General features: G+C 71.8%; 16 protein-coding genes. 5 read left to right on the top strand and 11 right to left on the bottom strand.

Going from position 1 to position 22,122, the window contains the following annotated elements:
- Nucleotides 1–42: 42 nt before the first annotated feature.
- On the top strand, nucleotides 43–1,335 hold the full coding sequence (locus ACP4IX_RS17685) for an LCP family protein (RefSeq protein ID WP_426521390.1): 1,293 nt from the start codon (nucleotides 43–45) through the stop codon (nucleotides 1,333–1,335).
- A gap of 12 nt (nucleotides 1,336–1,347) precedes the next feature.
- Here the strand turns inward: ACP4IX_RS17685 and ACP4IX_RS17680 are convergent, their stop codons facing one another.
- Nucleotides 1,348–2,724, bottom strand: a complete 1,377-nt coding sequence (locus ACP4IX_RS17680; RefSeq protein ID WP_426521429.1) for an LCP family protein — start codon at nucleotides 2,722–2,724, stop codon at nucleotides 1,348–1,350.
- A 273-nt stretch (nucleotides 2,725–2,997) separates the two neighbouring features.
- On the opposite strand from ACP4IX_RS17680, the gene ACP4IX_RS17675 reads away from it, so the two are divergent.
- On the top strand, nucleotides 2,998–4,044 hold the full coding sequence (locus ACP4IX_RS17675) for a glycosyltransferase family 2 protein (RefSeq protein ID WP_426521392.1): 1,047 nt from the start codon (nucleotides 2,998–3,000) through the stop codon (nucleotides 4,042–4,044).
- Nucleotides 4,045–4,118: 74 nt separating this feature from the next.
- Here ACP4IX_RS17675 and ACP4IX_RS17670 read toward each other — a convergent pair whose 3' ends face one another.
- The 6 genes from ACP4IX_RS17670 to ACP4IX_RS17645 all read right to left on the bottom strand — a co-directional run bounded on the left by ACP4IX_RS17670 (nucleotide 4,119) and on the right by ACP4IX_RS17645 (nucleotide 14,017).
- Nucleotides 4,119–5,741: an LCP family protein gene (locus ACP4IX_RS17670; protein WP_426521394.1), complete on the bottom strand. Its 1,623-nt coding sequence runs from the start codon at nucleotides 5,739–5,741 to the stop codon at nucleotides 4,119–4,121.
- Between the two features lie 77 nt (nucleotides 5,742–5,818).
- Nucleotides 5,819–7,570, bottom strand: a complete 1,752-nt coding sequence (locus ACP4IX_RS17665) for an LCP family protein (RefSeq protein ID WP_426521396.1) — start codon at nucleotides 7,568–7,570, stop codon at nucleotides 5,819–5,821.
- 204 nt (nucleotides 7,571–7,774) lie between these two features.
- Nucleotides 7,775–9,496, bottom strand: a complete 1,722-nt coding sequence (locus tag ACP4IX_RS17660; RefSeq protein ID WP_426556058.1) for an LCP family protein — start codon at nucleotides 9,494–9,496, stop codon at nucleotides 7,775–7,777.
- Nucleotides 9,497–9,754: 258 nt separating this feature from the next.
- Complete coding sequence (locus ACP4IX_RS17655) at nucleotides 9,755–11,563, bottom strand: LCP family protein (RefSeq protein ID WP_426521400.1); 1,809 nt, start codon at nucleotides 11,561–11,563, stop codon at nucleotides 9,755–9,757.
- Between the two features lie 268 nt (nucleotides 11,564–11,831).
- Nucleotides 11,832–13,067, bottom strand: coding sequence for an LCP family protein (locus ACP4IX_RS17650; RefSeq protein WP_426521402.1), 1,236 nt, complete (start codon nucleotides 13,065–13,067; stop codon nucleotides 11,832–11,834).
- Nucleotides 13,068–13,252: 185 nt separating this feature from the next.
- Nucleotides 13,253–14,017 (bottom strand): TIGR03089 family protein, encoded by a 765-nt coding sequence (locus tag ACP4IX_RS17645; protein WP_426521404.1) that lies wholly within the window; start codon nucleotides 14,015–14,017, stop codon nucleotides 13,253–13,255.
- Nucleotides 14,018–14,156: 139 nt separating this feature from the next.
- Between ACP4IX_RS17645 and ACP4IX_RS17640 the strand changes: the two genes are divergently transcribed.
- Together ACP4IX_RS17640 and ACP4IX_RS17635 are read left to right on the top strand one after the other, a co-directional pair.
- On the top strand, nucleotides 14,157–15,623 hold the full coding sequence (locus ACP4IX_RS17640; RefSeq protein ID WP_426521406.1) for a peptidoglycan recognition protein family protein: 1,467 nt from the start codon (nucleotides 14,157–14,159) through the stop codon (nucleotides 15,621–15,623).
- Between the two features lie 103 nt (nucleotides 15,624–15,726).
- Entirely contained in the window at nucleotides 15,727–16,809 is a 1,083-nt protein-coding gene (locus tag ACP4IX_RS17635; protein ID WP_426521408.1) for a sugar phosphate nucleotidyltransferase, read from the top strand.
- 238 nt (nucleotides 16,810–17,047) lie between these two features.
- On the opposite strand, the gene ACP4IX_RS17630 is transcribed toward ACP4IX_RS17635, so the two are convergent.
- The 4 genes from ACP4IX_RS17630 to ACP4IX_RS17615 form a co-directional block, all read right to left on the bottom strand.
- Nucleotides 17,048–18,052 carry a DNA-3-methyladenine glycosylase family protein gene (locus tag ACP4IX_RS17630; RefSeq protein WP_426521410.1) on the bottom strand — a complete coding sequence of 335 codons (1,005 nt, stop codon included), beginning with the start codon at nucleotides 18,050–18,052 and terminating at the stop codon, nucleotides 17,048–17,050.
- A 64-nt stretch (nucleotides 18,053–18,116) separates the two neighbouring features.
- Nucleotides 18,117–19,436 (bottom strand): coenzyme F420-0:L-glutamate ligase, encoded by a 1,320-nt coding sequence (locus ACP4IX_RS17625; protein ID WP_426521430.1) that lies wholly within the window; start codon nucleotides 19,434–19,436, stop codon nucleotides 18,117–18,119.
- Nucleotides 19,437–19,444: 8 nt separating this feature from the next.
- A complete protein-coding gene (gene cofD / locus ACP4IX_RS17620; RefSeq protein ID WP_426556057.1) occupies nucleotides 19,445–20,428 on the bottom strand; it encodes a 2-phospho-L-lactate transferase in 984 nt (327 codons plus the stop codon).
- A gap of 33 nt (nucleotides 20,429–20,461) precedes the next feature.
- The gene (locus ACP4IX_RS17615; protein ID WP_426556056.1) at nucleotides 20,462–21,031 is read right to left on the bottom strand and encodes a cysteine dioxygenase; all 570 of its coding nucleotides are present in this window, start codon (nucleotides 21,029–21,031) and stop codon (nucleotides 20,462–20,464) included.
- A gap of 682 nt (nucleotides 21,032–21,713) precedes the next feature.
- Here ACP4IX_RS17615 and ACP4IX_RS17610 point away from each other — a divergent pair.
- Nucleotides 21,714–21,977, top strand: a complete 264-nt coding sequence (locus ACP4IX_RS17610) for a WhiB family transcriptional regulator (protein WP_006134669.1) — start codon at nucleotides 21,714–21,716, stop codon at nucleotides 21,975–21,977.
- Nucleotides 21,978–22,122 lie beyond the last annotated feature (145 nt).

Here is a 22,122-nt window from a genome sequence, read left to right as displayed (position 1 = left end):
CGGCCCTTATGGGCCGTGGTGCGGACCTGCACACTGGTGCGCATGACTGATTGGCCCGAGGGACGGACCGGCGACAACCGAGGCGGCGGCTACGGACGCGGCAGCGCGAGCGCGCGGCCCGAGAGCGCCCGCGTGATGCGACAGGTCCGCCGCGGCCAGGCGCCGCCGCCCGGACCGGGCCCGGCGGCACCGCCGTACGGCACCGGAGTCCCGCGGCAGCCGGCGTACGCCGACGGTCAGGGCCACGCGGGGCAGGACGGGTACGACAGCGGCTACAACACCGGCCAGGTCTACGGCAGCCCCGGCGGCCGGGGCCCCGGCTCCGGACCCGGCGGTCCCGGCGCGGGCCGGCCCGCGCCGGACTGGCGCCGCCGGATCAAGTGGACCGCGATCACGGTGGTGACCGCGCTGGTCGTGACCACCGTCGGCACGTACTTCTGGGCCGACTCCAAGCTCAACCGCGAGGTCGACCTGTCCAAGGTCATCGAGCGGCCGGAGGCCGGCGAGGGCACGAACTACCTGATCGTCGGCTCCGACAGCCGCGAGGGCATGACCGACGAGCAGAAGAAGGACCTGCACACCGGCTCCGCCGAGGGCAAGCGCACCGACTCGATGATGATCCTGCACACCGGGGACAACGGGTCGACGCTGATCTCGCTGCCCCGCGACTCGGACGTGGAGATCCCGAGCTTCGTCGGCTCCGAGTCCGGCAAGAAGTACGAGGGCACCGGCCGGCACGTGAAGCTGAACGCCGCGTACGCGGAGGACGGCCCCGAACTGCTGGTGCGCACCATCGAGCACAACACCGGTCTGCGCCTGGACCACTACGTGGAGATCGGCTTCGCCGGCTTCGCGAACATCGTGGACGCGGTCGGCGGCGTCGAGATGGACATCCCGCAGGACATCAAGGACACGAAGTCCGGCGCCGACCTCAAGAAGGGCAAGCAGACCCTGAACGGCGAGGACGCCCTCGCCTTCGTCCGCACCCGGTACGCGCTGGCCGGCTCCGACCTGGACCGGACGAAGAACCAGCAGAAGTTCCTGTCGGCGCTGGCGAGCCAGGTGGCCACCCCGTCGACCGTCCTCAACCCGTTCAAGCTGTACCCGACCATGGGCGCGGGCCTGGACTCCCTCATCGTCGACAAGGACATGGGCCTGTTCGACCTGGCCGGCATGTTCTGGGCGATGAAGAGCGTCAGCGGCGGCGACGGCACGTCGATGAACATGCCGGTCTCGGGCAGCGTCGGCTCCAACCTCAAGTGGGACGACGCCAAGGTGAAGAAGCTGGTGGAGCAGCTGAAGAACGACGAGAAGGTCACCGTCTCCGGCGACTGAGACCCCGACGGGTCACTTCTTCCCGCAGGCCACCTCGTCGCCGCGCACCACCGTGCCCGTCTCCCGCGGCGGGTCGGCCGGCTTCACCTCCACGACCCCCTCGAAGCCGGCGCCCGCGATCACCTTCAGGGTCGGGCCCTGCCCCTCGGCCGGCCGCAGCTCGCTGCCGGGCAGGGCGGCGGCCAGGGATTTCGCCGAGAGGTGCCAGCGGGGGTCGAAGACGACGACGGTCCGCTCGACCGCGTGGTCGGTGGCGTTCCTGGGGGCCCGGGTGGTGCGGAACCCGGCCGCGGCCAGCGCGTCGTCCACCCGCTTGCCGAGCCCCGGCGTACGCGTGCCGTTCTCCACCTGGACCCGGACCTGCCCCGGGTCCACCGGGACACGCACCGGCGCCGGACCCTCGGGCCTCCGCTCCGGCGCGGCCAGGCGCCTGTCCTCGCGCAGGGCGTCGAAGAGCCGCTCGGACTCCACGGGGTCCCACTTCAGGGTCGAGCCGATGCCCTTGACGTCGTGGCCCGTCTCGGCGACGGGCACGGTGGTGAACTCGGACGAGGACGGCGAGAAGTTCCGCATCGCCCGCCCGAGCGTCAGCAGCTCGTCGGTGCCGAACCCCCTGTCCGCCCGTACCGAGCCGAGCACCGCCTGGATGACGTCGCGGAACCTGAGCGGGTTCAGCAGCAGCCCCGAGGAGGTCGCCCGGTCGATCAGGGCGGCCAGGAAGCGCTGTTGGCGCTGCATCCGGCTCAGGTCCGAGGTCCCGTCGAGGTGGCGGGCGCGGACGTACTGAAGCGCCTGCCCGCCCATCAGCCGGTGGGTGCCGGCCGGCAGGTCGAGCCCGGTGTGGCTGTCCCTGAGCGGCTGGGCGGTGCAGATCCGCACACCGCCGAGGACGTCCACCGTCTTCATGAAGCTGGTGAAGTCGACCTCCAGATAGTGGTCGATCTTCACGCGGGTCATTTTCTCGACGGTGCGGACGGTCAGCTGCGGACCCCCCTCGGCGTAGGCCGCGTTCAGCTTGAGGGGGTGCCCTTCGTGGTGCTCGCCGGTGGTGCGGTCGGTGTGGTCGGGCGTCTCGGCGTACGAGTCGCGCGGCAGGCTGACCACGCTGGCGCGTTCCCGGTCCTCCGAGATGTGCACGATCATGATCGTGTCGGTGCAGTGGCAGGGGGCGCCGCCGAGACGGTACTCCTGCCGCTCCGCCTCGCTGATCCGGTCGCGGCCGTCGGTGCCGACCAGCAGGATGTTCATGCCGTCACCGTCCCGGGGCCGGTTCTTCATGTCCTTGAAGGCGTCGACCCGTGAGATGTCCGCGTCCAGGCCGGCGAGCACCGCGTGCCCGATCCCCGCGGAGGCGAGCACCACCACCGACAGTGCCGTCACCGCCCGCATGGCCCAGCGCGGCCTTCTCCGCCGTACGGGGGGACCGGGTGGGCGCCGGGACGATCCGGAGCCGCCGTGCTGCGGCGGCGGGCCGCCCCGGGGGGGCGAGGCCGGGACCCGGGGGGAGCGGGGCGGCATGGGCAAGGGACACCTCCGCGAGGACGGGGCCGTGCGGCCGGACGTGCGATCCGTGAGCACCGTAGGCCCATACGATCTGCTGCCCGGGGCCGTGACCCCCGCGGCGCGCGCCCGTGTCCCCCGTTCGCGGTAACGTGAGCACCGATGAACGCCAAGTCCGACGTGCGGCTGCCCGCCGTTTCCGTGATCATGCCCGTCCTCAACGAGGAACGGCATCTGCGCGGCTCCGTCCGCGCCATCCTCGCCCAGGAGTACGCCGGCGAGATGGAGGTCGTGATCGCCCTCGGTCCCTCCGCGGACCGTACGGACGAGATCGCCGCCGAGCTCGTCGCCGAGGATCCGCGCGTGCACACCGTGCCGAACCCCACCGGCCGTACGCCCGCCGCGCTGAACGCCGCGATCAAGGCCTCCCGCCATCCGGTCGTCGTCCGTGTCGACGGCCACGGCATGCTCTCGCCGAACTACATCGCCACCGCCGTACGGCTGCTGGAGGAGACCGGCGCGCAGAACGTCGGCGGCATCATGCACGCCGAGGGCGAGAACGCGTGGGAGGACGCCGTCGCCGCCGCGATGACGTCGAAGATCGGCGTGGGCAACGCCGCCTTCCACACGGGCGGCGAGGCCGGTCCCGCCGAGACGGTGTTCCTGGGCGTGTTCCGGCGCGAGGCGCTGGAGCGGCAGGGCGGGTACAACGAGGAGTTCATCCGTGCCCAGGACTGGGAGCTGAACTTCCGCATCCGCGAGGCCGGCGGTCTGATCTGGTTCTCGCCCGAGCTGCGGGTCTCCTACCGGCCCCGGCCGTCCGTGCGGGCGCTGGCCAAGCAGTACAAGGACTACGGCCGCTGGCGGCACGTCGTCGCCCGCTACCACTCCGGCTCCATCAACCTGCGCTACCTCGCCCCGCCGACGGCCGTGTGCGCCATCGCGGCCGGTGTCGTGGTCGGCGCGGCGCTCACCCCGTGGGGCTTCGTGATCCCCGGCGGCTACCTGGCCGCGATCGCCGCCGGCTCGGTCCCGGCCGGCAAGGGGCTGGGGCTGAAGGCGCGGGCGCAGATCCCGGTGGCGCTGGCGACCATGCACATGTCGTGGGGCTGGGGCTTCCTGACCAGCCCGCGGTCGCTGGCCAAGCGGGTCATCGCCTCGCGGCGCCCGGCCGTGCAGCCGGACGCGGACACCGCCGGGACCCGGTGACGGACGCTGCCGGAACCCGGTGACGACGCCTCCGGAACCTGGTGACGGACGCCTCCGGAACCCGGTGACGCCGCTCAGGACCAGGTGAACGCCGGGTTCACGTGCATGCAGGCGCCCTCGTCCGCGCCGTTGAGGGCCTCGGCCGACTCCGGGGCCTTGTCGTCTGCCGCGGGCGCCTGGTACGCCGTGCCCTCGCGCCAGTCGGCGCCGACGATCAGCGTGACCCCCGAGACGTCGGTCGACCGCCGCACCGAACTCGCCGGGATCCCCAGGGACTCGGCCACACGCCGCGCGTCGCCCTCCAGGTCGGCACTCGGGTAGCGGACGACCGTGAGGTCCTCGCTGGGCAGCACCGAGGGGTCGGTGACCGCCTTGGTGAAGCCCTGTTCCACCAGCAGTCCGGCGACCGTGTCCGCGCGTCCGCGCGCCGCGCCGAGCCGGTCGGTGCGGGTGCCGTTGCGGACCTGGACCGCTATCTCGCCGTCGGCGGCGGCCGGGTCGCCCGGGACCTCCGGCTTCTTGCCGGCCGTCTTCTTCTCGTCCTTGCCGTCCAGCGCGATGTCCTCCCGCACCAGCCGGAACAACCGCTCCGCGTCCTCGGTCGGTTCCACGCGGGCGCCCACGTACCGGTTGGGCATCGTGGTCATGGTGATGCGCTCCGGCTTCACCTTGCGCAGCTCGTTGCTGAGGTCGTACAGCTTCTTGACGGTGTCGAGGCCCGGGTCGACCGTGAGCGCCCCGGTGGCCTCCTCGGCCAGCCTGCGCAGCTTGTTCGGGCTGCTCAGGGTCGCGTTCTCGCGCAGCGTCCGGACCATCGAGTTCAGGTACATGTGCTGGGCCTCGGCCCGCGCCAGGTCGCTGCCGTCGTCGAAGCCGTAGCGGGTGCGCAGCCACTGCAGGGCCTGCTCGCCCTTGACCGGGTGCGTCCCCTTCTCCAGCTTCAGGCCGGAGCCGTGGCCCTGGCCGTCGCGCGAGTGGATGTTGGCGTCCACACAGACCGGGACGCCGCCGACGGCGTCCGCCATCGACACCACGCCCGCGAAGTCGACCATCACGAAGTGGTCGATGTGGATGCCGGTGAGCTCCTGCCAGGTGGCGACCGTGCAGCCGGGGCCGCCGTGCCCGAGGCTCTGGTTGGTCATCGTCCGGCCCTCGCTCGCCGGGTAGACCTTCCCGTCGTCCGGGTCGGTGCACTTGGGGATCTCCACGAGGGTGTCGCGCGGCATGCTGACGACCGACATGTTGCTGCGGTCGGCGGACAGGTGCACCAGCATCTGCACGTCCGCCAGCGGTGTGGCGCCGAACGTGTCGCGGGCGCCGCCCAGTTGCTGGTTCTCCTCGCTGTCCCGGGCGTCCGAGCCGATCACGAGGATGTTCAGCGGGGTCTGCCCGGCCGCGTTCGGCGTCGGCGCGGCGACCTTGTTGTCGCCCAGGTTCAGGGCGTCCTTCTTGATGTTGTCGTTGAGGCGCTCGTAGTAGAGGTATCCGGCACCGGCCGTGCCCGCCAGGAGCACGGCGAGTGTCACCGCGGTCCAGCGCAGCACCCGGCGTCCCCTGCGGGGCCGGCGTCTGCCGGCTTCGGCACCGCCGTCGCCGTCACCGGTGCCCTCCGCGCCGCCGACGGCGGTCTCCGCACGCTCGGGGGCGTCCGGTGCGCCCTGCCGCGTGTCCTCCCCCTGCACACTGCTCCGCGTCACGTCCGCGTCCCTCCCCACCCCCGCGCCACGGCGCGGGCCCGTCGCCTGCCTGTGAGACGTACGACAGGCCCGTCAGGTCAACTGGCGCACTGCACCTGGTCCGCCGTGGACTTGTCCAGCTCCGGCGTCTTGATCGATTTGGCGTTGAGTTTGACTCCGGCGCCCTTGAAGTCCTTGCCGAGGGTGAGGGTCATGGTGGGCAGGCCCTGGGCGTTGGTGACGCTCTCGCCGGGTTTCATGGCGGCGCCGGACAGTCCGAGGATCTCGGCGAGGGCGCGGGCCTGGTCGGCCTGGTCGGGGGCGTACTCGAGGGTGGTCCTGGCGATGTCCGCGGGGGCGTTCCCGGCGTTCTCGGACTTGGTGACGCCGGCCTCGGTCTGGAGGTAGGTCAGCTCCTTGCCCGCGCTGCCGCTGGGGGCGCCGCCGTTGAGGACGCGGACGCGTACCTCGGAGGGGTCGGACTTCTCGCCCTGGAGGCGGGCGGCGACGGCCGCGGCCTCCTTCTTCTCCTGCTCCTTGACCTCGGTGAAGGAGATGTCGTTCTTGATCATGTCGAAGACCTGGGGCGCCTCCGTCTCCAGGGGGACGACCGTCGCCTTGATCTTCTCGGCGGGATTGTCCTTCACCGGCACCGTGAGGAACGTGATGTTCTTCGTCGGCACCTTCTTCAGCTCCAGGGCGATGTCCTTGAGCGTGCCCACGTTGCCGATGGGCTTGTCCACGGTCAGGGCCTTGGTCGCGGCCTCGGCCAGCTTCACCAGCTTGGTGGGGCTGGTCAGGGTGTCGCTGGAGGACATCTTCCGCATGAGCGAGCCCAGGAACTGCTGCTGCACCTTGATGCGGTCCAGGTCGCCCTCGTTGCCGAAGGCGTGCCGGGTGCGGACGAAGGCGAGTGCGTCCTCGCCCTCGACCACGGACTTGCCCGCGGGCAGCTTGAGTTTGGACTTCTTGTCGTCGACGGCCTTCTCCACGCAGACCTCGACCCCGTCGACCGCGGTGGTCAGCGTCTTGACCGCGTTGAAGTCGGCCATCATGAAGTGGTCCGGCTGGATACCGGTCGCTTCCTTCACCGTGCGCATGGTGCAGCCCGCGTTCCGGCCGCCCTCGCCGAGGCTCTTGTTGAAGCGGACGTCCTGCTGCCCGGGGACGACCGTCTTCGTTCCGTCCTCCTGCGTGGTCTCGCAGTCGGGGATGTCGACGATCAGGTCGCGGGGGATGCTGAGCGCGGTGGCGTTGGAGCGGTCCTTGGCCACGTGCAGGAGGATCGTGGTGTCGGCGTGCCCGACGCTGCCCGCGTCGCCGTAGCCCTCGTTGCCGGCGCCGGTGCGCTTGTCGGTGCCGATGACGAGGATGTTGAAGGCCTCGTCCTTCTTGAAGCTGCTGCTGCCGGCGTTGCCGACGTCCGTCGTCGAGACGTTCCCCTCGAGGTGCTTGAGGTAGGCGTAGCCGCCGGCAGCGGCCGCCAGGACGATGAACGCCGTGCTGCCGCCGGCCCACAGCAGGACCTTCTTGCCCTTCGACTTCTTCTTCTCCGGCCGCCGCCCGCGCCGGCCGGGCACCGGCTCCTCGGGTGTGGGACGGCGCCGCCGCTGGGGCGGGACCTCGCGGCCGGGCGCGGCCGTACGACGTGCCCGGCCGGCGGTGCCGCCGTCGGCCGCGGAGGCGTCCGTGGCGCCGGCGCCACGGGGGGCGGCCCGGCGGGGGCCCGGGACAGCCGACTGCGGTGCGGAAGGGGACAGTCGCAGTTCGTATTCACCGGTGCGCGGATTCAATACCCACTGGTCTGCGGGATCGACGTTGTCTGCCCGCCCACGTCCTTGCGCGTCCACGGTCTCCCAATCCTCCGGCGGGGGCCACGCGGCACCTTCTCCGGAAGGCGCACGGTAAGGGTCATCAAGTGCACGACGCCAGGGCGGACCTCGCAGCGGGGGCACTGGAGCGCTCACACTATCGGCCCAGTTCAGCGTCGAACGACACTGGTGACAAATTCGACGCCCCTACAACAGGGCAATCCCTCCTATTTTCATAAGCTCCTACCATCGGTAGGGCTTGTACACATCCATGCACTTACCGGTGTCCGAGCCGTTGAGAGCGTCGCTGTTGTCCGGCAGGTCTCCGGCCTCGGGCGTCTTCTGCTTCGGGTAGGACGTGCCCGAGCGCCAGTCCGCTCCCACGACGAGCGTGATCCCGGACACGTCCGTCGACTCCCGCACCGCACGCGCCGGAATTCCCAGCACCTCGGCGACGCGCCGGGCGTCGCCCGCCAGCTCGGCGTTCGGGTAGCGGACCACGGTCCTTTCCTCGGAGAGCGCGGCCGAGGCGTCCTTCGTCGCCTTGCCGAAACCCTTCTCCACCAGCGCCTGGGCGAGCGCGCCCGCACGGCCACCGACCGGGCCGAGGGTGGCGGAGCGGGTGGCGTTCCGGACGAGGACGCCGATCTCGGAGTCGGCGGCGGGGGAGTCGCCGGAAGGCGTCCGGCCGGTGTCCTTTCCGGTGTCCTTTCCGGTCTCCTCCCCCGTCCCCTTTCCGGCGTCGTTTCCGGTGTCCTCGGTGCCCTTGTCGTCGAAGGACACGTCGTCGCGGAGCATCGCCCACATCTTCTCCGCGTCGGCGCCCGCCTGGAGCAGGTGGTTCTCGTTCCGGTGGTCCTGGACGGTGGGTATCGTCGTCATGGTGATGCGGTCCGTCGGCACCGTCTTGAGCTGCATGCCCAGGTCGTAGAGCTTCTTGACCGTGCCGATCTCCTCGGAGACCGTCAGGGACCGCGTGGCCGCCTCGGCCAGGTCCATCAGCCTGCCGGTGTCGGTGAAGACGTTCTGCTCCTTCAGGGTGCGGATCATCGAGTTCATGTACATGTGCTGCGCCTGGGCCCGCAGCACGTCACTGCCCCAGGCGTGCCGGGTGCGCAGCCACTGGAGGGCCTGTTCGCCCTGCACCTTGTGCGGGCCGACCGTCAGCTTCAGGCCCGAGCCGCCGGGCACGCGGGGCAGCGGACGGTCCCACACGTTCTGGTTCACGCAGACCTCGACCCCGCCGACGGCGTCCGCCATCGACACCACGCCCGCGAAGTCGATCGTCATCCAGTGGTCGATGTAGACCCCGGTGAGGTTCTCCCAGGTGGCCAGGGTGCAGCCGGCGCCGCCGCGGCCCAGCGACTCGTTGATGATCGTGTTGGTCGCCGGGTACTTCTCGCCGCTGTCCGGGTCGGTGCACTCGGGGATGTCGACCCGGGTGTCGCGCGGGATGCTGACCACCGCGGCGCTCTTGCGGTCCGCGGCCAGGTGGATGAGCATCTGCACGTCGCCCAGCGGCGGGTTGTCGCGCGTGTCCTTGCCGCCGCCCAGCGCCACGTTCGCGTCGGAGGCGCGGCTGTCGGAGCCGATCAGCAGGATGTTCAGGGGAGTCTGTCCGGCCGCGTTCGGCTCGGTCCGGTGCGCCTTGGAGTCGCCGCTGCTGCGCTCGCCCTTCTCGATGTTGCCGTTCAGGTGCTCGTAGTAGAGGTATCCGGCGCCGGCCGTGCCGAGTATCAGAACCGCGAGGACCGTCGCGGACCACCGGAGTGCGCGGTGCCGGCGTCCGGCGCGCCGCCGTCCGGACCGGCTGCCGTTCCCGCCCCCCGGGCCGTCCTGTCCGCCCGTGCCCGTGCCGCCGCCGTCCGGAGAGCCCCTTCCGGCTTCCCTGCCGCCCCTGCCACCGCGGGCGTGCCGGACGGCGCCCGGTCGTGTTCCCTCCCCGTGCACCCTGCTCTGCGTCATGTCCCTCTCCCACCCTCGGGCCCGCCAACGTGCCCCTGTGCGCGACCTGTTCGCACAGTTGGACGTACGGGGCCCCTCGTTGGCTGTACGGCCGTCCCCACGGGTTGCTCCGGTCCCGGCAGTGACCGGCCGTACCGGTGACCGGCCGTACCGGTGGACGGCCGTACCGGTGGACGGCCGTACTGGTGGGCGGTCGTACCGATGGTCGGCCGTACCGGTGGGCGGTCGTACGGGGAGATGCGCGCGGGGCCCGTCAGGTCACTTCGCGCACTCGACCTTGTCGGCCGTGGACTTCTGAACCTCCTTGGGCGCCTGCCCGGAGGTGGCGTTGAGTTTGACTCCGGCGCCCTTGAAGTCCTTGCCGAGGGTGAGGGTCATGGTGGGCAGGCCCTGGGCGTTGGTGACGCTCTCGCCGGGTTTCATGGCGGCGCCGGACAGGCCGAGGATCTCGGCGAGGGCGCGGGCCTGGTCGGCCTGGTCGGGGGCGTATTCGAGGGTGGTCCTGGCGATGTCCGCGGGGGCGTTGCCACCGTTCTCGGACTTGGGGACGCCGGCCTCGGTCTGGAGGTACCGGAGCTCCCGCTGGGCGCTGCCGTCGGCGGCGCCGCCGTTGAGGACGCGGACGCGAACCTCGGAGGGGTCGGACTTCTCGCCCTGCAGGCGGGCGGCGACGGCGGCGGCCTCCTTCTTCTCCTGCGCCTTCTCCTTCTGCTTGACCTCGGTGAAGGAGACGTCGTTCCTGATCATGTCGAAGACCTGCTGGGCGGGCCCGTCCTGGAGGACGACGGTGACCGGGACCTTCTCGGCCGGGTTGTCCTTCACCGGCACCGTGGCGAAGGTCAGGTTCTTGGTGTTGAGCTTGCCCAGCTCCAGCCCGAGGTCCTTCAGCTTGCTGATGTCGTCCAGCTTGGAGTCGACGGTGAGTGCCTCGGTCGCGGCCTCCGCCAGGTTCAGCATCTTCGACGGGCTGGTGAGCGTGTCGTTGGACTTGAGCTTGCGCATCAGCGCGCTGAGGAACTGCTGCTGGATCTCGATGCGGCTCAGGTCGCCGCCGAAGCCCACGGAGTGCCGGGTGCGTACGAAGGCCAGCGCCTGCTCGCCCTCGATCGTGTGCGGGCCCTTGGGCAGGTTCAGGTGCGAGTCCGGGTCGTTGATGTCCTTGGCCAGGCACACCTCGACGCCGTCGACCGCCGTCGTGAGCGTCTTGACCGCGTTGAAGTCGGCCACCATGAAGTTGTCGGGCGTGATGCCGGTCAGCTCGGTGACGGTCCGCATGGTGCAGCTGGGCGTACGGCCGCTCTGGCCGAGGCTGTTGTTGAAGCGGACGCCGGTGGAGCCCGCAATGACCTTCGTCGTCCCGTCCTCCTGCGTGGTCGGGCAGTCGGGGATGTCGACTATCAGGTCGCGGGGGATGCTGAGGGCGGTGGCGTTGGAGCGGTCCTTGGCCACGTGCAGGAGGATCGTGGTGTCGGCGTGGCCGGCGCTGCCCGTGTCGCCGTAGCCCTCGTTGCCGGCGCCGGTGCGCTTGTCGGTGCCGATCAGCAGGATGTTGATCGCCTTGTCCTTCTGGAAGCCACCGGTGCTCGCGCCGTCGTCGGGGACGGACTCGATGTTGCCGTTGAGGTGCTGCAGGTAGAGGTACCCGGCCGTGCCGGCGGCGAGGACGACGAACGCCATGGTGCCGCCGGTCCACAGCAGGATCTTCTTGCCCTTCGACTTCTTCTGCGCCGGCCGCCGTCGCCCGCGCCGCCCGGGTGGCGGCTCCTCGGGTGCCGCACGGCGTCTGCGGGGTGGGGGAACCTCATGGCCGGCGGTCGCCGAAGCCTGTGCGCCGCGGTCGTGCGCGCCGCCGGGCGGGCCGGATCCGTGGGGTTCACGCGCATCGCCGGAACCGCGGGAATCGCGGGAATCGCGGATTCCGCCGGATGCGGCGCCCCGGGGCCGCGGGACCGGCGACTGCGGTGCGGAAGGGGTCAGTCGCAATTCGTATTCGCCGGTCTGCGGATTGAGTACCCATTGGTCTGCGGGGTCGATACCGTCCGCCCGCCCACGGCCTTGCGCGTCCACGGTTGTCCGAGTCCTCCGTCGGTGCCACGCGGCGCCTTCCCCTCCGGCGCCCGGTCCAGCTCATTCGGCACCCGGCCTCGGGCAGAGCCTCGTGGCCGGGCACACCGGATCGCTCACACTAACCGCCCTGTTCGGTACAGGGCGACGAAAGTGACGCATTTAATCGAACTTACAACTGGGCAATACGGCGCATTCATTGGAGAAGTGCCTCCTCCGACGTGTCCGCTCCGCACATGACTTGTACGCCCGGCGCCGTCCGGAATGCGTTTTACCCGCAGATGTCCTTCGCGGCGGTGTTCCCGCTGAACGTCGGCGCCGGAGAATCACCGGGGCCGGGATCGCGGGGGTTTCCGGAACCGGTCGCCGTGTCCCGCCCGGCGGTCGCGGCGACCGCCACGGGTTCGTCCGTCCGCAGGCGGGTGAAGAGCTTCTCGGCGTCGGGCTCCACGAGTTGGTCGCGGTTGGGGTCACCCGCGTACGACTCCCTGGGGACGGTCAGGAACTGCACGCGCTCGGCGGGAATGCCGCGCAGCCTGCGCACGAGGTCGTACAGACCACGCAGACTCGCCAGGTCCGGATCGGTCGTGAGGGACGACGTGGCCGCGTCCAGAACGGGGTACAGCTTCACCGGATTCAGCAGTACGTCATCGCTCTGCACCTTGTTGACGAGCGCCCCCAGGAACCGCTGCTGCCGGTCCATCCGGTCGGTGTCGCTGCCGTCCCCGAGCGACGTGCGGGCGCGGACGTAGCCGAGCGCCTGCTCCCCGTCGAGCGTCACCCGGCCCGCGGGCAGCCTCAGTTCGGCGTCCTCGTCGTCGACCGGTTCGCGCAGGCACACCTCGACGCCGTCGAGCGCGTCGACCATCTCCGTGAAGCCCTGGAAGTCGACGACGACATGGTGGTCGATCCGGATGCCGGTCAGCCTCTCCAGCGTGCGGATCGTGCATGCCGAACCACCCGCCTCGAAGGCGTGGTTGAACTGCGTGAACACCGGCGCGGTGCGGGACCCGTCGGGCCGGCGGCAGCCGGGCACGTCCACCATCAGGTCGCGGGGGAGGGAGACGGCGGTGGCGCTGTCCCGGTCCGCGGCCAGATGCAGCAGGATCGTGGTGTCCGACCGCTCCGTCCCGGAGTCCCGCCCGTAGCGCGCGTTGCCGTCACCGGACCGCGAGTCGGACCCGATCACCAGTACGTTCCGCGCGCCGCGGACCAGTGCGGCGGGCCGCTCCTCCGCGTACCGGGCGAGCTCGGCCGCCGCCGCATCGTCCGACGTGATGTTGCCGTCCAGCCTGGTGTACACCGTCCACCCGACGCCCAGGGCGGCCACGGCCAGCACGGCGACGGCGATTCCCGAACACCCCAGCCGCCGCCTCCGACGCCGCCGCCTCAGCCCGCCCCCGGTCGCGGAAGCCCCCGCGCCGGGTCCGGGCCCACCGAGGGGCGTACCCGCGTCGTCACCGCTCACGTCTCCCTCCGTCCCGCACGCGTGCGTTCCTACGACCATGCCCCGAGCGGGCGCCGGGGGCGGAGCGGGACTGACCCGAACGGGGGTGCGCCGGTCCGGCCGAGGCGAGCGGCCGGCTCCGGGGGACGAGCGGTCGACTCAGGGGTGCAGTGGTCGGTTTTCCGGGCTTCAGGGACGCAACGGTCGGCCTCAGGGACGGAATGGTCGACTTCAGGGGCGGACGGTCAACGAGCCGTGGCCGACACCCTCTCCGCCTCGATCCGCCGGTCCACGGCCCCCGCCTCCGCCTGATCCAGATGCCGGCACAACACCACCGACCCTCCACTGGCCAACGGCGCGTACAGCCCCGCGCTCAGCCCCTCCCACGTGTCGTACGGCAGCCCCGACAGGATCCGCGCACCCGGTCCCGTGAGGCCCAGCCCCGACGCCTCCGCCCGGGCCCGCTCCACGACCTCCGCCCCGCTGAACTCCCGCCCGGCCACGATCAGCGCGGGTGCCTCCGGGTCCACCGGCACGTACGGCACGAACCGGTCGCCCTGCCCCGGCGCCTCCACCGCGTAGTCGGCGAAGCCCTCCGGCGGACGCGGCACGAACCGCCCCCCGAGCGGCCGCAGCGCCAGCGCGACCCGCGCGCCCGAGCACGTCCGCGCCGCCTCCAGCGTCTCCGGCTCCGGCCCGCTCACCACCACGTCGGCCGCCGCCGGATCACCCGCCACGTCGGCGACGACACCCACCGACGCGCACGCCAGCAGCCACACCGCCGTCTGCCAGTGCGCGGGCAGCAGCAGGGCGACCCGGTCGCCGGGTTCGACGGACAGTTCGTCCTGGAGCAGATTCGCGGTCTTGGCCACCCAATTGGCGAAGGTGGCCACGGACAGTTCGACGCGTTCGCCGGTGGCGTCGTCGTAGAAGGTCACCAGGGGGCGTCCCGGGTCCGCGGCGAGCGCGGAACTCAGCAGGTCGGCAGGGGTGCGGTCGGTCGCGTTCACCCGCGCAAGCGTACGCGGGCCCACGGGCGCGCACCGAGCGTACGGCGTACCGCGCGGCCACCGGATCGGACGAAAACCCCCTACAGCCCGTCAGGTCACGGATAGACAGATTTGTACGGTGATGTCCACGATCGGTGGCATGCGTGGATTCCTTGCTTCCTCGATCGGTGTCACGTGCGCGGCCGCCCTGGCCCTCCCTCTCGCCCCGCCCGCGGCGGCGGCCACTTCCGCGGCCGAGCCCACGACCGGCAGGACGGTGCGACCCGAGGCGTACGTCCCCGGCAGCACCCAGTCGCTGCCCCTCGCCCCCCTCACCCACAACCGCACCCCCGGCGCCGTCGAACAGGGCGTGCCCCGCCGCGACGTACGCCACTTCTCGCTGGTCGGTGTCGTCTGGGACAACCCGGACACCGAACTGCACGGCCACGTCCAGGTCCGGACCCGCGCCACCGCCACCGGCGCCTGGTCCGGCTGGCAGGAACTGGAGACCCACAACGCGGACCACGCCGCCGACCCCGGCACCCCCGAAAGCGCGTCGGGCCGCGTCCGCGGCGCCACCGCTCCGCTGTGGGTGGGCGAGTCCGACGGCGTGGAAGTACGGGTAACGGCGTCGAGCACCTCCCAGGCGTCCCGGGCCACCCAGACCTCCCGGGCCACCCAGACCTCCCCTGACACGGAGGCCAGCGGGGCGGTCCGGGCCACCGCGTCCCCCCTCCCCACGGGGATGCGCCTCGAACTCGTCGACCCCGGCGAGGGCGCCCCGCCCGCGGCGGCCCCCGGGCCGGAAGAGGGCCCCCGCACCACCGCCATGACGTCCACGTCCGCCATGACGTCCATGACCGACGAGTCCCCGGAAGCCGTCGCCGCGTCCGCCGTCAACACGGACCTCGCCCCGCTCGGCGCCACCGAGATCCCGGCCCTGGACCGTGCCCGGACCGAGGCCGCACTCGTCGCCCTGGGCGGCACCGGCGCGCAGACGGCGCAGCAGAAGGCCAAGCCGTACGTCGGTCCCCGCCCGAGCATCACCACGCGCCGCGGCTGGGGCGCCGACGAGAAGCTGCGCGAGAGGAAGTTCGTGTACACGAAGAAGGTCAAGACGGCCTTCGTGCACCACTCGGCCACGGGCAACAACTACACCTGCAAGCAGGCACCGTCAGTCATCCGCAGTATCTACCGCTACCACGTCACGAGCATGGGCTGGCGCGACGTCGGCTACAACTTCCTCATCGACAAGTGCGGAAAGATCTACGAGGGACGGGCCGGAGGCGTGTCCAAGGCGGTACTGGGCGCCCACACCCTGGGGTTCAACTCCAACAGCATGGGAATCGCCGTCCTCGGCACCTACACCTCCAAGAAGCCGTCCTCCGCCGCCGTGAAGGCGGTCGCCCGGCTCACCGCGTGGAAGCTCGGTCTGCACGGCATGAATCCGCGCGGAAAGACATACCTGAAGTCCGGTGGTGGCAATCTCTACGGAAAGGGCAAGAACGTACGACTCAACGTCATCTCCGGTCATCGCGACGGCTTCGCCACGAGCTGCCCCGGCAAGAAGCTCTACGACAAGCTCGGCACGATCCGCTCGACGGCGGCCACGTACCAGGGCCGCTGAGGGCGGGACACCGCACGGCCATCGAAGGCGCCATGGAACGGTCTGCATACACTGGCCGGCCGAAAGAAGCTCGGCCGGTCCCGGCAGGAAGCAGAGACGACAGGTGACAGAAGCGATCCTCCTGGTCGGCGGTAAGGGCACGCGGCTGCGTCCGCTCACGGTGCACACCCCGAAACCCATGGTCAGGGCGGCGGGGGTGCCGTTCCTCACGCATCAGTTGGCGCGGGCGAAAGCGGCGGGCGTCGAGCACATCGTGCTCGCGACGAGTTATCTGGCGGAAGTCTTCGAACCGTACTTCGGCGACGGCTCGGCCCTGGGCCTCCACCTGGAGTACGTCACGGAGGAGGAGCCGCTCGGCACGGGCGGCGCGATACGCAACGTGGCGTCCCGGCTGCACTCGGGCCCCGACGACCCGGTCCTCGTCTTCAACGGCGACATCCTGACGGGCCTGGACATCGGCGCCCTGGTCCGCACGCACGGGACGACGGGCGCGGACGTCTCCCTGCACCTGACGAAGGTGACCGACCCGAGGGCGTACGGCCTGGTCCCCACGGACGGCACGGGCCGGGTGCTCGCCTTCCTGGAGAAGCCCCAGACACCCGAGGAGATCGTCACCGACCAGATCAACGCGGGGGCCTACGTCTTCCGCCGCTCGGTCATCGACACGATCCCGGCGGGCCGCCCGGTCTCGGTCGAACGCGAGACCTTCCCGGACCTGCTGGCCACCGGAGCGCACCTCCAGGGCATGGTCGACTCCACGTACTGGCTGGACCTGGGCACACCGGCGGCCTTCGTACGCGGCTCGGCGGACCTGGTCATGGGCCGCGCCCCGTCCCCGGCGGTACCGGGCCGCTGCGGCGACCGCCTGGTCCTGCCCACGGCACGGGTCGCGCCCGACGCCAAGCTGGCCGGCGGCACGGTGGTCGGCGAGGGCGCCTTCGTGGCGGAGGGCGCGCGCGTCTTCGGCAGCACGATCCTGCCCGGCGCCGTCATAGAACCGGGCGCGGTCATCACCGACAGCCTCATCGGCACCCGCGCCCGTGTGGGCACCCGCTCGGTACTGAGCGACACGGTCATCGGCGACGGCGCCGTCATCGGCGCCGACAACGAACTCCGCTCCGGGGCCCGCATCTGGTGCGACGCCCACATCCCCCCGGCGTCCCTGCGCTTCTCGTCCGACGCGTAGCCGCCGTCCGTCCAGCCGCGGGCGGCACCCCGCCGCCCGGCTGCGGGCAGTCGTGCCTCCTCCGGTGCCCGAACGGCCGGGAGGCACCAGCGGCGGCACGACGCAGGGCCGCGCGCCCCGCCTCCCACCGTCCTGCCGCACGCACCGGGCAGCAGACACGCGCCGGGCAGTCGGCCGCACGCGCCGGGCAGCCGACAGGCACCGGGCAGCCGGCCCGCACCGGGCCGACCGGCCGGCGTCAGAGCCTTTCGATCCCCCGCGGAGCCATCCGCGGCGCCCGCCGCTCCGGAACCCGCCCACTCAGCAACACCAACCGGGCCGCCCGGTGCCGCTGCCCGGCATACGGCTCCAGCAGGCGCAGCATCACGGAGTCGTCCGCGTTCCGGTCCCCGGCCAGCGCGAACCCCACGATCCCCGGCAGGTGCAGATCCCCCACCGTCACCGCGTCCGGCGCCCCATGACTGCGCTGCACGGTCTCCGTGGACGTCCACGGCCCGATCCCGGACACGGCCTCCAGCCGTTGCCGCGCCGCCGCCGGTTCCATCCCGGCCGCCTCCTCCATCCGCGCGGCGACCCGCACGGCCCGCAGGATCGTCGACGCCCGCTTGTCGTCCACCCCGGCCCTGTGCCACTCCCAGGACGGGATCAGCGCCCACGTCCGCGCCGACGGCATGACACACATCCGCCCGGGCGCGGGCCCCGGCGCCGGTTCCCCGTACTTCCGTACGAGCAGCCGCCACGCCTGGTACGCCTCCAGCGTCGTGACCTTCTGCTCCAGGATCGACGGAATCAGCGACTCCAGCACCAGCCCGGTCCGCGTCAGCCGCAGCCCCGGCCGCCGGTGCCGCGCCAGCGCCAGCAGCCGGTGCCGCGGCACGAACGCGGACGGGTCGTCGTCGGCGCCCAGCATCCGCGGCAGCTGCTCCAGCAGCCATTCCGCACCCGGCCCCCAGGCCTCGCCCCGCACCTCACCGCCGCGCGCGGTGACCCGCAGCGTGCCCGGTCCGGCGGGCGTCCGGCTGGCCCGCCACACCGACCCGTCCGGCATCGTCCGGAACGTCGGATCGCCGGGCCCGCGCCGCAGCGGACCCAGCACCAGCCCCAGCTCGTGCGGCCCGTCCGGAGCCCACACCCGTACCTTCGCCGGCGCGAGTGCCTGCCGGGGCACACCGCCCGCGGGCACGACGGCCTCCCCGCCGCGCGCCGAAGCACGCGCGGGCCGGGGGGCGAAACGTCCTGCCACGAGTGAGGTCCTTGGGACGAGGGAGAACACAGTCCCTACGAGGGTAGGCGCTCGGCCCGGCAGGTCACCGCACCTCGATGAAGGCTCCCGCGTCCCGCTCCGGCCGCGCCCGCGGCTCCTCGGCGGGATGGCCGACCGCGACCGCCCCCATCGGGTCCCAGTCGGCCGGCAGCCCCAGCACCTCCCGTACGACGTCCCGGCAGAACATCGTCGAGGACACCCACGCCGAACCCAGCCGCTCCCCGGCGAGCGCGACGAGCAGGTTCTGCACGCCCGCGCCGGTGGCGACCACGAACATCTCCCGCTCGGCCCCGTCGCGCCGCGCGTCCCCGTAGGTGTGCGAGCCGTCCATGACCAGGCAGGGGACGACGAGGTACGGCGCGTTGCGCAGCACGTCACCGCGCCGGATCCGCTTGGCGATCGATTCCTCGCTCTTGCCGTCCCGCCGCAGGTCCTCGATCCAGGCGTCCCGCATCGCGTCCAGCAGCCGGGTGCGGGAGCCTGCCGACTCCAGCAGCACGAACCGCCACGGCGTCGTGTGGTGCGGCGCGGGCGCCGTCACCGCCGCGGCCACCGCGCGGCGCACGGCACCCGGGTCGACCGGCTCGTCCGTGAAGGCCCGTACCGTACGGCGCTGGGTGACCGCCAGCCGCACCGCCTCGGACGTGCCCAGCCGGAACATGTCGTCGCGCGCGCCGCGCACCATCACCCGCGCGCCCTCGCCGCCGTCCTCGGCGACCACCTGCGGGAGCCCGCGTACGACGGCGACGGGCAGTCCCGCGGCCTTGCCCTTGACCAGGTCGCCGGCGGCGGCGAGCTCGTCGGCGGTGGCGACGACGGTGGCGCCGAGCGGATTGCCGTGGGCGTCCGTGCCCCCGCGCAGGTCGTCGAGGACCCGCACACCGGCGGCACCGATCGCCACGTCCGTGAGCCCGGCACGCCAGGGGCGCCCGAACGTGTCGGTGACGACCACGCCGACGTCGACGCCGAGCGCGTCGCGCAGACCGTCGCGGATGCGGCGGGCGGAGGCGTCCGGGTCCTCGGGGAGCAGCAGCACCGTCCCGGACGGTGTGTTGGAGGCGTCGACCCCGGCCGCCGCCATGACCAGGCCCTGGCGGTTCTCGACGATGCGCAGCGCGCCGCGCCGGGCCACCACCCGTACGGTCTCCGCGTCGATCGCGGCCTCCCGGTCGGCGGCCCGTACGACGCGCCCCTCGGCCTTGGACACGATCTTGGACGTGACGAGCAGCACGTCCCCGTCGGCCAGCCCGGGCTCGGCCGCCGCGATCAGCTTGGCCAGGTCGTCGCCCGGCTGGGTCTCCGGCAGGCCCGGGACGGCCCACACCCGGTAGCCTCCCCGGTGACCGGGAGCCCCGTCACGCATCCCGTCGCTCACGCCTGCGCCACCTCCTCCGCCAGCGCCAGCGCCTCCCGGGCCATCCGGGCCGCCGCGTCGAGGTCGGTCATCATCAGCGGGACGGCGCGGCAGAGGATGCCGGCCGCCTTCACGCGCGTGACGCACTCCGCGTCGACCGTGTCGACCAGCCAGCCGTCGAGCAGCCCCGAGCCGTAGTGCTCGGCGACCGCGGCCGCCGTGGACTTCACGCCGACCGCCGCGAGCACCTTGTCGGCCATGCCGCGCACGGGCGCGTCCCCGACGATGGGGGACAGGCCCACCACGGGCACCCCGGCGTCGGCGATCGCTTCCCGGATGCCGGGCACGGCGAGGATCGTGCCGACCGAGACGACCGGGTTGGAGGGCGGGAAGAGGATCACGTCCGCCTCCGCGATGGCCTCCAGGACTCCGGGCGCCGGCTTCGCCTGCTCGGCGCCGACCGCCACGACCGCCTCGGCGGGGACCGAGGCCCGCAGCCGTACCCAGTACTCCTGGAAGTGGACCGCCTTGCGCTCCCCGGACCCGTCGGCGGAGCCGCTGGCGGGCAGTGTGACGGCGACGTGCGTCTCCACGCGGTCGTCGCTCATCGGAATGAGGCGTACGCCGGGCTTCCAGCGGTCGCACAGCGCCTGCGTCACCGCGCTGAGCGGATATCCGGCGGCCATCATCTGCGTCCGTACGATGTGCGTGGCGAAGTCCCGGTCGCCGAGGCCGAACCACTCGGGCCCGGCCCCGTACGCCGCGAGCTCCTCCTTGAGATGGAAGGTCTCGTCGGCCCGTCCCCAGCCCTGCTCCTCGTTGATGCCGCCGCCGAGCGTGTACATCACCGTGTCGAGGTCCGGGCAGACCTTCAGCCCGAAGAGGTGGATGTCGTCCCCGGTGTTGCCGATGACCGTGATGTCCGCGTCGGGCGCGGCCTGCTTCAGACCACGCAGGAACCGGGCACCACCGATGCCGCCTGCCAGAACCACAATGCGCATGGCCCCAGTCTTGCAGGCGGGGACGACAGTGCGTCAGGCAGTCGTCACGGCACCGGTACCGGTACCGGCCCCCGCGCCGGTACCGGCCCCCGCGCCGGTACCGGCACTCGCGGTGGTCTCGGCACCCGCGGCCGAGCACCGGGCGGAGCGCATCGGCATGTCCGTGAGGCCCGGGTAGTAGATGTGCAGGCTGACCGCCGGCTCCAGCGCGTCGTTGACCACCTCGTGGACGTAGCCCGGCGCGAACACCCGCTGGGCCCCCGCCCGCAACTCGCGCGTGGCGCGCTCCGTGCGCTCGGTCAGGGAGCCGTCCAGGACGGTCAGCACCCCGGAGGAGGGGCCGTGGTCATGGCGTCCGCTGCCCTGGCCGGGCACCCAGGACAGCAGCCACACCTCGTAGCCGGGGCCGGTGCGCAGCCGGTGGTACCAGCGTGTCGTCGCGTCGTACCGGACGAGGTGCTCCCACTCGGGCCGGTCGGCGGCGATGGAGCGGGCCAGGCCGACGAACTCGGCGACGGTGGCCGGGTGCTCGCGCGGTGCCTGCAGGAGGTGGGGGACTTCCAGGATGTCGCCGGCGATCTGGAGGTCGCTGTCGCTGTTCATGGATGCGGTGGGTCCTCGGCAGATGAGTGCGGGGGAGTGACGAGAAGCGAAGACGCCCTGGTGGGGCGGAGGGTGGAGAGTCGGGTCGCGTGGACCCGGACAGCCGGAGCGTGGCTTGCTCAACAGCTGGGGAAGCAACAACAGCTACGGCGAGCGAGGGCAGCACCGTGGGACCCGGCGGTGCGGGTCGAGGTGAGCGCCAAGTTCGCGAGCATGCCCCCAAGGACATCGGTCCACACCGGCACTGTCAACTCGTTGCCCGATATGTGGGACATGTTTCACCTCATCCGGTTCATCTCGCAGGTGAAAGGTTTGCTCAGGCGGCTTCCGGGACACATGGCGCACAAGCCGGGCGCGCAACCCCCGTTGCGATCCTGTGATCCGAATGTGATCGGCCTCGCTTCGGCGTGTGTATCGGAACGGGATCGAACGCGGGGGCGTCCTTCCTGGTGCGGGCGCAGTCCGGGACGGGTTTCCCGGTGGGCCTCGTCGGTACGTCGAGATTTAGGACGATTTGAACACTTTCCGCTTGGCCTTGGTTCCGCAGAGTGAATAAGGGGCTCAATAGCAGATCTCGGCTTGACTCGCCCGGAGCAGCACACTTGTAATTTCACTCGTGTCGTTCAGCCGGAAACGGTAACGGCTGGATCACGGGGACGCGAAAGACAGACGAGGGGCGCACATGACCGAGCTGGTGCAGCAACTGCTGGTCGACGACGCGGACGAGGAACTCGGCTGGCAGGAGCGCGCACTGTGCGCCCAGACCGACCCCGAGTCCTTCTTCCCTGAGAAGGGCGGCTCCACCCGGGAGGCCAAGAAGGTCTGCCTCGCCTGCGAGGTCCGCTCCGAGTGCCTCGAATACGCCCTTGCCCACGACGAGCGCTTCGGCATCTGGGGCGGCCTGTCCGAGCGGGAACGCCGCCGCCTGAAGAAGGCCGCCGTCTGACCGCTCCGCGCACAAAACCGGCGGGAACGGCAGGAACGGCCCCTCGCGGGCGGGTTGTCCACAGGCGGCGGGGCGTCGTCCCGGCCAGCCGATAGTGTGGGCGCTCGTCCGAGACGCCCCGCCAGCCGCAACAGGCACGGGCGTC

The organism is Streptomyces sp. WG5 (genome assembly GCF_049974565.1).
Lineage (GTDB): Bacteria > Actinomycetota > Actinomycetes > Streptomycetales > Streptomycetaceae > Streptomyces.
This window is presented reverse-complemented; position numbering and strand designations above follow the sequence as displayed.